The sequence below is a fragment of the Ruegeria sp. YKSF131 genome, assembly GCF_059612645.1.
Map to the genome: position 1 here is coordinate 18167 of NZ_JBXWQZ010000024.1, position 13819 is coordinate 31985.

11 protein-coding genes are annotated in these 13819 nt (G+C 58.1%); 8 read left to right on the forward strand and 3 right to left on the reverse strand.

Annotation, left to right across the window (positions count from 1 at the left end; all coding sequences use genetic code 11):
- Nucleotides 1–103 precede the first annotated feature (103 nt).
- The 5 genes from AC2FLZ_RS10710 (at nucleotide 104) to AC2FLZ_RS10730 (ending at nucleotide 6468) form a co-directional block, all read left to right on the forward strand.
- The gene (locus AC2FLZ_RS10710) at nucleotides 104–616 is read left to right on the forward strand and encodes a c-type cytochrome (RefSeq protein WP_480555832.1); all 513 of its coding nucleotides are present in this window, start codon (nucleotides 104–106) and stop codon (nucleotides 614–616) included.
- Nucleotides 617–786: 170 nt separating this feature from the next.
- Nucleotides 787–2691, forward strand: a complete 1905-nt coding sequence (locus tag AC2FLZ_RS10715; RefSeq protein WP_480555825.1) for an extracellular solute-binding protein — start codon at nucleotides 787–789, stop codon at nucleotides 2689–2691.
- A gap of 1 nt (nucleotide 2692) precedes the next feature.
- Nucleotides 2693–3787, forward strand: a complete 1095-nt coding sequence (locus AC2FLZ_RS10720) for a microcin C ABC transporter permease YejB (RefSeq protein WP_480495962.1) — start codon at nucleotides 2693–2695, stop codon at nucleotides 3785–3787.
- Nucleotides 3788–4894 (forward strand): ABC transporter permease, encoded by a 1107-nt coding sequence (locus tag AC2FLZ_RS10725; protein ID WP_496822609.1) that lies wholly within the window; start codon nucleotides 3788–3790, stop codon nucleotides 4892–4894.
- Complete coding sequence (locus AC2FLZ_RS10730; RefSeq protein ID WP_480474085.1) at nucleotides 4891–6468, forward strand: ABC transporter ATP-binding protein; 1578 nt, start codon at nucleotides 4891–4893, stop codon at nucleotides 6466–6468. Before AC2FLZ_RS10725 ends, AC2FLZ_RS10730 begins: the two co-directional genes overlap by 4 nt.
- A 24-nt stretch (nucleotides 6469–6492) precedes the next feature.
- Here the strand turns inward: AC2FLZ_RS10730 and AC2FLZ_RS10735 are convergent, their stop codons facing one another.
- Both AC2FLZ_RS10735 and hemN read right to left on the reverse strand, forming a co-directional pair.
- Entirely contained in the window at nucleotides 6493–8421 is a 1929-nt protein-coding gene (locus AC2FLZ_RS10735) for an elongation factor G (protein WP_496882174.1), read from the reverse strand.
- A 210-nt stretch (nucleotides 8422–8631) separates the two neighbouring features.
- Nucleotides 8632–9987 carry an oxygen-independent coproporphyrinogen III oxidase gene (gene hemN, locus AC2FLZ_RS10740; protein ID WP_480555826.1) on the reverse strand — a complete coding sequence of 452 codons (1356 nt, stop codon included), beginning with the start codon at nucleotides 9985–9987 and terminating at the stop codon, nucleotides 8632–8634.
- 61 nt (nucleotides 9988–10048) lie between these two features.
- Between hemN and fnrL the strand changes: the two genes are divergently transcribed.
- The gene (gene fnrL, locus AC2FLZ_RS10745; RefSeq protein ID WP_480474082.1) at nucleotides 10049–10792 is read left to right on the forward strand and encodes a transcriptional regulator FnrL; all 744 of its coding nucleotides are present in this window, start codon (nucleotides 10049–10051) and stop codon (nucleotides 10790–10792) included.
- Between the two features lie 73 nt (nucleotides 10793–10865).
- Nucleotides 10866–11120: a GlsB/YeaQ/YmgE family stress response membrane protein gene (locus AC2FLZ_RS10750; RefSeq protein WP_209507747.1), complete on the forward strand. Its 255-nt coding sequence runs from the start codon at nucleotides 10866–10868 to the stop codon at nucleotides 11118–11120.
- A gap of 40 nt (nucleotides 11121–11160) precedes the next feature.
- On the opposite strand, the gene AC2FLZ_RS10755 is transcribed toward AC2FLZ_RS10750, so the two are convergent.
- Nucleotides 11161–12000, reverse strand: a complete 840-nt coding sequence (locus AC2FLZ_RS10755; protein ID WP_480607071.1) for a universal stress protein — start codon at nucleotides 11998–12000, stop codon at nucleotides 11161–11163.
- 201 nt (nucleotides 12001–12201) lie between these two features.
- Between AC2FLZ_RS10755 and ccoN the strand changes: the two genes are divergently transcribed.
- The gene (gene ccoN, locus AC2FLZ_RS10760) at nucleotides 12202–13809 is read left to right on the forward strand and encodes a cytochrome-c oxidase, cbb3-type subunit I (RefSeq protein WP_480520922.1); all 1608 of its coding nucleotides are present in this window, start codon (nucleotides 12202–12204) and stop codon (nucleotides 13807–13809) included.
- Nucleotides 13810–13819: the final 10 nt, after the last annotated feature.

Sequence of the window (13819 nt, forward strand, 5' to 3'; positions counted from 1 at the left end):
ACAAGTTCGCGATTTGGTCGTTTCGTCGCGGTGTCTATACCTTGCCTCTCGCAAGGGGAAGCCTTAGACAGCTGCCCAGACAGCTGAAATGGACTCGCGATCAATGTTCGACACGATGACAGTAACCAAGGCCGCCGCAGGCCTGTTCGGCACATTCCTGGTGCTGCTTCTGGCCAAGTGGGGGGCAGATGTCCTCTATTCTTCCGGTGGCCATGGCTCGGCTGAGGCCGCCTACATTATCGAAACCGAAAGCTCGGGCGAAAGCGCCGACGGTGAAGAAGTGGTCTTCGAAGACCTGCTGGCCGCCGCAGACGTCGAGAGCGGCGCAAAAGTGTTCCGCAAATGCACCGCGTGCCACAAGCTGGAAGACGGCGCAAACGGCACCGGCCCCTACCTGTACGGTGTGGTTAATCGCCCGGTCGCCTCGGCCAACGGTTTCACCGGGTACTCGGCCAGTATGCAGGCGCATGGCGGCAACTGGACACCCGAAGCGCTGGATGCCTTCCTGACCAAGCCGGGCAATTATATCTCGGGCACTTCGATGAGCTTTGCCGGCCTGAAAAAGCCGCAGGATCGCGCCGACGTGATTGCCTATCTGCAGACAATCGGCAACTGATTGCCTGAGCGATCAGAACCATTCAAAGCCGCTGCCGCAACGCAGCGGCTTTTTTGTCTGAAGAAACCTTCACAAAGTGCTCACGCATTCTAAACTTGAATCTGCACGTGCTGGCACTTTAGCTAGCGGTTACGACATTGACGGTGACAATGACCGAGAGGATGAGCCACATGAAATCCCTGATGCCTGCTGCACGTGATCTCGAGGTAAGGCCATGGGTTGGCATTTTGGGGCTCTGTGCCGCGCTGATTGCTCCGCATACAGCCCAGGCGCTGGATGAGGGGGTCACCCGCAGCCACGGGTATTCGTATTTCGGAAATCTGGATTACCCGGCGGACTATGCGCATCTGAATTATGTGAATCCCGACGCCCCCAAAGGCGGCGAGCTTTCGCTGGCAGCTTCGGGAACGTTCGATTCCCTCAACCCCTATTCGCGAAAGGGGCGTGCCGGTGCGCTGACCACATTGCAATATGACCGTCTGTTTGAAAGTGCCGAAGACAGTGTCGGGCAGTATTACGGCGTAGTTGCGGAAAGTCTGGAATATGACGAAGGGCGCAATTACGTCATTTTCCATTTGCGCCCCGAAGCAACTTTTTGGGATGGCACGCCTGTCACGGCGGAAGATGTTGTCTACAGCCACCGTTTGTTCATCGAACAGGGCCTGCCATCTTACGCGCAGGCCGTTGGCCGTATGGTGACAGGAGCCGAGGCGTTGGATGACCATACCGTAAAATTTACATTCAATCCCGAAGTCACTCGCCGCAGCCTGATCGAAACCGTCGGCTCAACTCCTGTTTTCTCAAAAGCATGGTTTGAGGCAGATGAGACACGGCGCCTGGATGAACCACGGCTGGAAGTGGCGGTGGGCTCTGGCCCCTACAAGCTCGACAGCTACGACATCAATCGCCGCATCGTTTACAAACGCCGGGACGATTATTGGGGCAAGGACCTGCCTTTCAATGTCGGACGCAACAACTTCGATACAATTCGGGTCGAGTATTTCGCCGATCAGACGGCAGCGTTCGAAGGTTTCAAGGCGGGTGAATATACATTTCGGATTGAAAGTGATCCCAAGCTTTGGGCGACCGGGTATGATTTCCCGAAGCTGGATGAAGGCACCGTTATTCGGGATGAGATCGCAGATGGCAGCCCGCCGACACCTTCGGGCTTTGTCTTCAACCTTGGGAAACCGCAATTCGCCGACAAGAATGTCCGCAAGGCCCTGGCCTTGGCCTTCAATTTCGAATGGACGAACGAGTCATTGTTGTTCGGCCTGAACACGCCGCGGAATTCTTTCACGCAAGGAACCCCGATCGAGGCGCAAGGCCTGCCCGAAGGGGCTGAGCTGGCGTTCCTGCAGGCGTTGGGCGGCGTCGTTCCCGAAGATGTCCTGACGGAACCCGCTGTAGTGGCGCACGAATCAAACCCTGCACGCCTGAATGACCGACAAAACCTGCGCAAAGCTGCCAGGTTATTGGACGAGGCAGGCTGGTCCGTCGGCGAAGGCAATATTCGCCGCAATACCGAAGGGCAGACTTTGAAGGTGAATATTCCATATCCTTCAAACCTGCCGACCTCGACCGCAACGATGATCGAAACCTATGTCCAAAACCTACAATCCATCGGTGTGGATGCCTCGACCGAGAAAGTTGACCCGGCGCAATACACGTTGCGCAGCCGCGAGCGGGATTATGACATGGTCTATTCCACGCGCTACGGGTCGTTTTTGTCTACCGGGGGCGGTCTGAGCCAGATGTACGGATCGGAAGAAGCGGCTTTTAGCCTGTTCAATCCGGCAGGTCTGGCCAGCCCCTTGGTCGACGCGATCATCGAGGCGTCCTTTGAAACTGACAATCAGGCCGATCAGGACACGGCGTTAATGGCTTTGGATCGCGCCTTGAGGTACGAGTTTTTCGTAATCCCCGTGGGGTACATCGCAGAATACTGGACAGCATATTACGATATGTACGAATACCCGGAAAACCTGCCGCCCTATTCGCTGGGTTATCTGGATTTGTGGTGGATCAATCCGGAAAAACAGGCTGCGTTGAAAGCGAAAGGCGCGCTGCGATAACATGGGCGCCTATATTCTAAGACGCTTATTGCTGATCATTCCGACTCTTCTGGGTATCATGATCGTCAACTTCACGCTGGTCCAGTTCGTACCTGGTGGGCCGGTCGAACAGATCATCGCGCAAATCGAAGGTCAAGGTGACGTATTCGCCGGGTTTGCCGGGGGGGGCGACGCCGGAGCGGGTTCCGAACCGGCGGGCGGTGTCTTCGACGACAAATATGTCGGCGCACGCGGCCTTCCGCCCGAGTTTATTGCCGAGCTGGAAAAAGAATTCGGCTTCGACAAGCCCCCGCTGGAACGGTTCCTGAATATGATGGGCAACTATCTGACGTTTGATTTTGGCGAGAGTTATTTCCGCTCGATCAGCGTGATCGATCTGGTGCTTGAAAAGATGCCGGTCTCGATCTCGCTGGGGCTGTGGTCGACCCTGATTGCCTATCTGGTCTCGATCCCGCTGGGTATTCGAAAGGCGGTCAAGGATGGATCGCAATTCGATACCTGGACAAGCGGGGCGATTATTGTGGCCTATGCCATTCCGGGCTTTTTGTTTGCGATCCTGCTGCTGGTGCTCTTCGCTGGCGGATCATATTGGCAAATCTTCCCGCTGCGCGGTCTGACGTCGGACAATTGGGACAGCCTGAGTTTCTTTGGCAAGATCACGGATTATTTCTGGCACATAGCGCTGCCGACGATTGCGTTGACGATCTCGGCCTTTGCGACGCTGACCTTGCTGACCAAGAACTCGTTTCTGGACGAGATCAAGAAACAGTACGTCATGACTGCCCGCGCCAAAGGGTTGAGCGAGCGCAAGGTGCTCTATAATCATGTCTTCCGAAACGCGATGCTGATCGTGATCGCAGGGTTCCCGGCCGTGTTCATCGGTGTGTTCTTCGGGGGGTCGATCATTATCGAGACGATCTTTTCGCTGGATGGTCTGGGCCGATTAGGGTTCGAGGCTGCCGTTGCGCGCGATTATCCGGTGATCTTCGGCACGCTGTTCATCTTCGGTCTGATGGGGCTGGTCGTCGGCATCATCAGCGACCTGATGTATGTGCTGGTCGACCCGCGCATCGATTTCGAAAAGCGGGAGGGGTAAATGGCTTTGTCCCCGCTGAACCAGCGCCGCTGGAGCAACTTCCGCCGCAACAGACGGGCCTTCTGGTCGCTGATCATCTTCTCGATCCTGTTTGGCCTGTCGCTCTTTGCCGAGTTTATCGCCAACGACAAACCCATCCTTGTGAAATATCGGGGAGAGTACTTTACGCCGATCTTCAACTTCTACGCCGAAACCGAATTTGGCGGCGATTTCCAGACCGAAGCGATCTATCGAGACCCCGAAGTTCAGTGCCTGATCGACAGCGGTGGATTGGAAGACTGTTTCGATGATCCCGAAGGCATCATCGAACAGATCAACGCCGGAACGTTCCAGGCTGAGGGTTTTGAACGCGGCTGGTCGCTCTGGCCGTTGATCCCCTATTCCTTCAATACCTCGGTGGACCGCCCCGGCGCGGCGCCCCTGCCGCCCAACGGCCAGAATCTGCTGGGTACCGATGATACCAAGCGCGACGTGCTGGCCCGCGTGATTTACGGCTTTCGTTTGTCGATCCTGTTCACGCTGCTTGTGACGGGCGCGGCAAGCCTGATCGGGATTTTCGCCGGGGCCATACAAGGGTTCTTTGGTGGGTGGCTGGACCTGATCTTTCAGCGGATCATCGAAATCTGGTCCGCAACCCCGTCGCTTTACGTCATCATCATCATGTTTGCGGTGCTGGGGCGAAGTTTCTGGTTGCTGGTCGCGCTGATGATCCTGTTCAGTTGGACCGGGCTGGTTGGCGTGGTGCGCGCCGAGTTCCTGCGGGCGCGGAACCTTGAATATGTGCGCGCCGCGCGGGCGCTGGGTGTTGGCAACATGACGATCATGTTCCGTCATATGCTGCCCAATGCGATGGTGGCCACGCTGACCTTCATGCCGTTCATCGTCACCGGAACCATCGGCGGGCTGGCTTCGCTGGATTATCTGGGCTTTGGTCTGCCGTCCTCGGCCCCCTCGCTGGGAGAGCTGACCTTGCAGGCCAAGCAGAACCTTCAGGCCCCGTGGCTGGCCTTCACCGCCTTCTTCACCTTTGCCATTATGCTGTCGCTGCTGGTCTTCATCTTCGAAGGCGTTCGCGATGCGTTTGATCCCAGAAAGACCTTCTCATGAGCTTGCTGGATGTGAAAAACCTCAAGGTCTCGTTCCGTCAGGATGGGCAGGTCAACGCGGCGGTCAAAGGCGTGTCCTTCACTGTGGACCGGGGTGAAACCGTCGCGCTGGTGGGCGAATCCGGATCAGGAAAATCCGTGACGGCGTTATCGACCGTTTCCCTGCTGGGCGACAGCGCGTTGGTCGACGGCTCGGTCACCTATGACGGGCAAGAGATGATTGGCGCCTCGGAACAGCGTCTGATGGATGTGCGGGGCAACGACATCAGCTTTATCTTTCAGGAGCCGATGACCTCGCTGAACCCGTTGCACACGATCCAGAAACAGATGGCTGAATCGCTGGCCCTGCATCAGGGTGTGGCGGGCGATGTGGCGCGGGACAGGATTGTCGAGTTGCTGACCAAGGTCGGTATCCGCGATCCTCAAGACCGGCTGGACAGCTATCCGCATCAGTTGTCGGGCGGTCAGCGGCAACGGGTGATGATCGCAATGGCCCTTGCCAACAAACCGGACATCCTGATCGCGGATGAGCCGACAACGGCTCTGGATGTGACCATTCAGGCGCAGATCCTCGAACTGCTGGCTGAATTGCAGAAATCGGAAAACATGGGGATGCTGTTTATCACCCATGATCTGGGCATCGTGCGCCGCATCGCCGACCGGGTCTGTGTGATGAAAGACGGCGAGATTGTCGAAACCGGCGTGACGGCCGAGATATTCGAAAACCCGCAGCACCCCTATACCCGCAAACTTCTGGCGGCGGAGCCGTCGGGTCGGCCTGAACCCGTTGCCTCAGATGCGGAAGAGGTCGCACGCACCGACCACCTTAAGGTCTGGTTTCCGATCCAGCGCGGGTTTCTGAAGCGAACGGTTGGATATGTGAAAGCGGTGAACGACGCGACCCTTAGCGTGCGCGCGGGTGAGACGTTGGGGATTGTTGGCGAAAGCGGGTCAGGCAAGACCACGCTGGCGCTGGCCATGATGCGGCTGATCGCGTCCGAGGGTGGCATCACCTTTCGCGATCAGGACGTGCGCAAATGGTCCACGCGGGAACTGCGCCGGTTGCGCAAGGACATGCAGATCGTGTTTCAGGACCCGTTTGGCAGCCTCAGCCCGCGGATGACCTGCCAGCAGATCATTGCGGAAGGTCTGGCCATTCACAAAGTCGACCCGGACCGCGCGCCACGCGAACTTGTGGCCGAGGTGATGACCGAAGTGGGGCTTGATCCGGCGACGATGGATCGATACCCGCACGAGTTTTCTGGCGGTCAGCGTCAGCGCATCGCCATTGCGCGCGCGATGGTTCTGCGTCCCAAACTGCTGGTTCTGGACGAGCCGACCAGTGCGCTGGATATGACCGTTCAGGTTCAGATCGTCGATCTGCTTCGCAATCTGCAACAGAAATACGGGCTGGCCTATCTGTTCATCAGCCATGACCTGAAAGTGGTCCGTGCCATGTCGCACAACGTGATCGTCATGCGAAACGGCGATGTGGTCGAAATGGGCGCGGCAGAGGATTTGTTCGAAAACGCCCAGACCGACTATACCCGCGAATTGATCGCAGCGGCGGGCTGAGAACAGCCCGCCCGGTGTCGCGAGTCAGGCGCTGGCTTTTTCTCGCGCCGATAACTGGGGCACAGGCCCGCGCAGTTCTTCATAGTGATCAAAGCTCAGCTTGACCCACCCAGTTCCACGTGTGGCACTGGCAAGGGTGCGGTGCAGCTCGTCCTCGGCAACGGCGGGCAACTGGGCGTTGAATATCTCCCAGCCCGTTGCATTCGGGTTGCCCTCAAATCCCAGAACCTGCCCCTGAAGGGTGCTGATCGTTGGTACGAGATCGCCCACAAAGGCCGAGGGTAAGTGTATCTCGGCGCTCAGGATCGGTTGCAGGACCACAGGTTTGGCTTGCGGCAATGCCTCGCGCACGGCGTTCTTGCCTGCGGTCCGGAAGGCATAATCCGAACTGTCCACATTGTGGTGTTTGCCATCGCTCAGGGTCACTTTGACATCAACTACGGGAAAGCCTTCGGGGCCTTGTTCCAATGCGTCCTTGGCTCCGTGTTCCACAGACGGGATGTAGTTCTTGGGAACGGCGCCGCCCTTGACCACCTCATCGAACTGGAACCCCGATCCGCGCGGCAATGGCGCGACCGATATTACCACATCCGCGAATTGCCCCGCGCCGCCGGATTGCTTGCGATGGCGATGGCGATGCTCAACCGTTGCGCGGATGGTTTCGCGATAGGCGGTTTCCACCTGTTCCGCCTCGATCTCGATCCCGAAATCCTCTGCCAGCTTGGCGGTCACGCGGCGCATATGTTGCGGACCTTGCGAGCCCAGAATCGAATGGCCGCTCATCTCATCCTGTTGCAGATGCAGGCCCGGATCGATTTCGGCCAGACGGCTCAGGGCGTTTGACAGGCGCACATCGTCCCGCTCATGCGCGGGCGAGACGACTTGACGATGCGCAACCGGATGAGAAGACGCCCATTCCGGCAACTCTGTCGCGGAGGAACTGTCATAAATGTATCCGGGGTTGAGGTGATCGGATTTGACCGCCAGTCCGATCTGCCCGGCCTCCAGCGCGGCGATCTGGGTCTTGGCGTCCAGTGTTGTCAGGTTGCCGACCGTTTCACCGCCCAACGCCTCATGGGCTTTTACCCCGTCCCCAAGGCCGCGCAGAACGATGATCTTTCCGATATGCTTTTTGACATCCGCAAAGCCCGCGATGGCACGGGCGTTTTCGGCGGCCTCGTCTCGTCCGGCGGCGATATCAAACTCGGGGGCCTCATGACGCAGCGCTTTCATCAGGCGCGTCAGCCCGTTGCCGTGGCTTGCGGCGCCCAGACAGGCTGGGATCAACTGATGATTCTGCAAAACCTGCGCGGCCAGCTCATAAACCTCATCGCTTGGGGGCTGTTTGTCTTCAATCAACTGTTCCAGCAGGTGGTCATCGAAATCGGAAAGTGTCTCAAGCAACTCGGTCCGGGCTTCCTGCTCGCGATCCTCGACAGATTTGGGCAGCTCTATCAGGGCCGACGGCTGGCCCTCCTGATACTTCCACGCCCGTTCCGAGATCAGATCGACCGCGCCGATGATCGTGTCGCCCTCGCGGATCGGAACCTGACGCAGGGCGATGTGGTGCGTGCAGTAGGTTTGCAGCGCCGCGATGATGTCGCGGATGCGGCCATTGGGGTTGTCCATGCGGTTGATGAAAAGAAAACAGGGAATGCCTGCCTCTTCCACCAGCCGAAGATACGGCGCACACAGCACGGCGGCATTTGGATCGGGCGGTACCACGATAACGGCAGCATCCGAGATCGCCATGGCTGGGCCGACATACGCGAGGGAATCGCCACCCCCATCCACGTCGATCGCGCACCAGGGCTCGTCCAGGTAAGAAAAACCGTGCAAGTGCACGGTTCCGGAAACATCGAATGTGGTCGGGCGCCCGTCGAGGCGGCTGATGGCCTCGACCAGGGTAGATTTGCCCGACTGGCTGGGCCCGAGGACGGTGAATACGCGCATGAGTGTTGTCCCTCTTTCAGGTTGCAGAATGGCTGCACGAAAAGGGCCGTCCGACGCAGTCGCGTCAGCTAGGACTGTCTGTAATTTGCCCGCCTCAGGCCGCAGGGCGAAACATCACCCCACAGCTTGAGTGTGGAAAAAACCGCAGGCGTGCGTCAAGCCCCCGATGTGTTTTGTACTCAACGGGCTGAATGTTGCCCGAAAAAAAGGTCAGATCGCCGAGCTGTGCCCGGCTTTGCTGAGGTCGTATGCGTCGAAGCTGCGGGCAACCATCCGGGTCAGCGCCCTCGCCTCGGGGGGGATGAACAGCCCTTCCTCGCTGATTTGCAGCAGCCCGTCGAATGAGGCGTTGGCGGCACGATACATCTCATTCAGCGCTGCGGCCGAGATATCGTGATCGCGCAGGATTTCAGCCGAATCGATCCGGAAATCGCACATCAGCGCTTCGATCAGACGGGCGCGCAGAATATCCTGACCTTTGAACAGGTGCCCGCGGGATGTCGAAAACTGCCCGTTGCGGATGGCTTTTGTATGGGCGGATGTGGCCGGGGCATTCTGCGCATAGCCTTGTGGAAAGCGCGAGATCGAGCTGGCCCCGACACCGATCAACACATCGGCCTGATCGTCGGTATAACCCTGGAAGTTCCGCTTCAGACGACCCGCGCGCAGGGCCTGGGTCAGCCCGTCATCCTGCGTGGCAAAATGGTCGATGCCGATCTCGGCGTAGTTGTCCCACAGGAACAGGCGGCGGGCGGTGTCGAACAGTTCCAGCCGTTGTTCGGGCGTTGGCAGTGCGTCCGACGGGATCAGCTGCTGCCGTTTGGCCATCCACGGCACATGGGCGTACCCATAAAGCGCCACGCGGTCCGGGCTGAGCGACAAAAGCTTCTGCACGCTTTCCGTCATCCGGGCCTTGGTCTGATGGGGCAGCCCGTAAAGGATATCCGCGTTCAGGCTGGCAATGCCACGTGCGCGGATCATGTCGATCGCGTCGCGCGTTGTATCGTAGCTTTGAATGCGGCCAATGGTTTTCTGGATTTCATCGTCGAAATCCTGCACTCCAATCGAGGCGCGGTTCATGCCTGCCTCTGCCAGCGCATCCAGACGCGCCTCGTCAATCTCGTTCGGATCGATTTCAACCGAAAACTCGGCGTCCGGCCCCATGGGGACGATCCCCAGAATGTGCTGTGCCAGATCACGCATCAGCTGGGCGTTCAGCAACGTTGGCGTACCGCCGCCCCAGTGCAGGCGCGACAGCACCACATCCGCGGGCAGGCGCGCCGCCAGCAGGTCCAGCTCGGCTTTCAGAACATCCACATATGCAATCACCGGATTGTCGGTTTGTGTGCCTTGCGTCCTGCAGGCGCAGAACCAGCACAGCCTGCGGCAGAACGGGACGTGGATATAAAGGGATATGGCGCTGCCGGGCTCGATTCCCGAAATCCAGTCGCCAAACATGTCCGCCCCCACGTCATTGTTGAAATGGGGCGCTGTGGGATAGCTTGTGTAACGCGGTACTTTCGCGTCAAAAAGTCCAAGCTTTGCCAATTGTGGTTTCACTATCATGACGATACCCTTAGGGGGCAGGCGACTTAGGTGCTTTGACGGAGATCAAGTGGAAACGCAGATGACAATAAAAGCACAGTTCGATCATTCAAATTGCGCAGACTGCCCGATACGACATCGCGCGGTCTGCGCCCGCTGTGACGCTGACGAACTGGAAGCGCTTGATGCCATTAAGTATTACCGCAGTTTCGAAGCGGGTCAGACCATCATCTGGTCGGGCGACCAGATGAATTTCGTCGGTTCAGTCGTCGCGGGAATCGCGTCGCTGACACAAACGATGGAAGACGGGCGCACCCAGATGGTTGGTCTTCTCTTGCCCAGCGATTTCGTCGGTCGCCCGGGGCGCGACATTGCGCCTTACGATGTGCAGGCGACAACGGATGTCGTGATGTGCTGTTTCCGCAAGAAACCATTTGAAGAGCTGATGAACGAAACGCCACACATCGCGCATCGCCTGCTACAGATGACGTTGGACGAGCTTGATGCTGCCCGTGAATGGATGCTGGTTCTGGGTCGCAAGACAGCGCGCGAAAAAATCGCCAGCCTGATATCGATCATTGCCCGCCGGGATGCGTCGATTGGTCAAAAGGGCCTGTCGGGACCGATCGTGTTCGATCTGCCCCTGACCCGAGAGGCCATGGCGGATTATCTGGGACTTACGCTTGAGACGGTCAGCCGCCAGATCTCAGCTCTGAAGAAGGACGGTTTGATCTTGCTGGAAGGCAAACGTCACGTGACCATCCCCGATCTTGGCCGGCTCATGGAAGAAGCAGGCGACGATTCCGATGGCGGGTTTCTGGTATGACCGGTCTTTCGCTCGGCAGAACTCGCTTACCGCGACCATCCGGTCGGTTCACGAACTAACATAGGAGTGTGGCATGGGGTTCAGCAGTCTGTTGGCAATGCTGTTCATTGGCGCAATCGCCGGATGGCTGTCGGGAAAGATCATGGAGGGCCGTGGGTTCGGCCTGATCGGCAACATTATCGTCGGCATCGTAGGTGCGTTCCTGTCGGGCATGATCTTTCCGGCGCTAGGATTTTCTGTTGGCGGGGGCCTGTTGTCGTCGATCCTTTTCGCAACAATTGGGGCCGTGATCCTTTTGTTCCTGATCGGCCTCATTCGTCGGGGGTGAAAAAAAGCCGCCTGTCGAGGCGGCTTTTAGCTTGTTTAGGTCAGTGCGCCAGGAACACCGGAACCGAGGATTGTTCCAGCATGTTCCGGGTCGCCCCGCCCAGAATGGCTTCGCGAAAGCGGGAGTGGCCATAAGCGCCCATCACAATCATGTCCGATTCGGTATCCGTCGCGTGGCGATTAAGGATATCCGAGACGCGGGTCATGGTCTTGCTGAGCACATCGATCTCGCATTTGACACCATGACGGGCCAGCATCTGGGACAGCATCCCACCCGGGTCCGACCGGTCTGGCCCGTGCTGTGGTGGGTCAATAACCACAATACGGACGATCTCGGCCCGTTTGAGGAAGGGCAGGGCCCGCCGGATGGCGCACATGGCCTCGACGCTTTCGTTCCAGGCGATCATGATGTTGCCCGGCACTTTCAACGGCGCGCCGCTGTCGGGAACCACAAGAACAGGGCAATGTCCTTCGAACATGGCCGCTTCGATAATGGGCTCGGCCTCGGCCCCCCGACCTTCACCATACGGATGTGGCAGGATCACAAGGTCGGAAAACCGGGCCCGGTGCGCGACGTGGCGCCCGATATCGGCAATTTGTGCAACGCCGTGTTCGGCGGACCAACGCACGCCGGATTTGCCGAGATAGTCATTGGCAAAGGCCAGCAAATCCTGTGCCTCGGCATTGGCCCGGTTCAGCGTTTCCTGAACGATCAAAGCATTGGCACCCGCATAATAGTAACCTGTCTGACTGCGATCGACGCCCAGACACAGGACTTCGGCATGGGCATCCTGAGCCTCGGCCAGGGCCACAATCTGCGCCAAAGCAGCCTGTGCAGTCTGCGTTTCGGTCATGACTGTGAGAAGAGATTTGTACGCCATTTTGACCTCATTTTTCGGGCAATTGGTCTCATGTGACCTGTTAGCCCTTTTCTACTACCATGCGTGTCATAGAAAACGCTGGACTGTCTTGATACAGATCAAAGCAATGAAGGTGGCCGTGCTTCAGAACGGCAGCCAGTCAAATGGGTTTCGCGCGTCATAAGAATCAAAAGCGCGCGGAGCATGGCAAAGGGACGCAATATGTCGAATTACATCAAGCTGATCGTGCTTGGTCTGATCGCGCTGTTTGCAGCGATCGGAACCAATTATGCACGCGATTTGGCGTATCAGGTACATGCGCTGCTGGTGATGCTCATCGCCGGTGGCCTGTTCATCTGGACGCTTCGAAACACTGACGAGCCAGATATTCAGATCGACCGCTCGGGCGAATACATGGATGGCGTGATCCGCTATGGCGTGATCGCAACTGCCTTTTGGGGCGTGATCGGGTTCCTCGCCGGGACGTTTATCGCGTTTCAGCTGGCGTTTCCGGTACTGAACTTCGAATGGGCGCAGGGTTATTTGAATTTTGGTCGTCTGCGTCCGTTGCACACTTCGGCGGTCATTTTTGCATTTGGCGGTAACGCATTGATCGCAACCTCGTTCTATGTGGTTCAGCGTACCAGCGCGGCGCGGCTTTGGGGCGGCAACCTCGCGTGGTTCGTGTTCTGGGGCTATCAGCTGTTCATCGTTCTGGCCGCAACCGGCTATGTGCTGGGCGGAACGCAGTCCAAGGAATATGCCGAACCTGAATGGTATGTCGATCTGTGGCTGACCATTGTTTGGGTCGCCTATCTGGCGGTCTACCTGGGTACGATCATCAAGCGGAAAGAACCCCACATCTATGTGGCCAACTGGTTCTATCTGGCCTTTATCGTCACCGTCGCCATGCTGCATCTGGTCAACAACATGACCATCCCGGTCAGCATCTGGGGTTCGAAATCGGTCATCGTCTGGTCGGGTGTGCAGGATGCCATGATCCAGTGGTGGTATGGCCACAACGCTGTGGGCTTCTTCCTGACCGCGGGTTTCCTGGGCATGATGTACTATTTCATCCCGAAACAGGCCGAACGCCCGGTGTTTTCGTACAAGCTGTCGATCATCCACTTCTGGGCGCTGATCTTCCTGTATATCTGGGCCGGTCCACACCACCTGCACTATACCGCGCTGCCTGACTGGGCGTCGACGCTGGGTATGGTGTTCTCGGTGATCCTGTGGATGCCGTCCTGGGGCGGTATGATCAACGGTCTGATGACGCTGTCGGGTGCCTGGGACAAGCTGCGCACCGATCCGGTGATCCGCATGATGGTCATCTCGGTCGGCTTCTACGGCATGTCCACCTTTGAAGGTCCGATGATGTCGATCCGTGCTGTGAACAGCCTCAGCCACTACACCGACTGGACCATTGGTCACGTGCATTCGGGCGCGCTGGGCTGGAACGGCATGATTACCTTTGGCGCGCTGTACTTCCTGGTGCCCGTGCTTTGGAAGCGCGAGCGTCTGTACTCGCTGCAGATGGTCAGCTGGCACTTCTGGCTCGCCACGATCGGCATCGTGCTTTATGCCGCGTCGATGTGGGTCACCGGTATCATGGAAGGCCTGATGTGGCGTGAAGTGGATGCAAATGGCTTCCTGGTGAACTCGTTCGCTGACACCGTGGCCGCCAAGTTCCCGATGTATGTGGTGCGTGCTCTGGGTGGCGTTCTGTTCGTCGCTGGCGCCGTGATCATGTGCTACAACCTGTGGATGACTGTGCGGAAAGCGCCGGCCAAAGAGGCCAGCCTGACCGTCGCGGTCCCTGCTGAATAGAGGGAGGGCC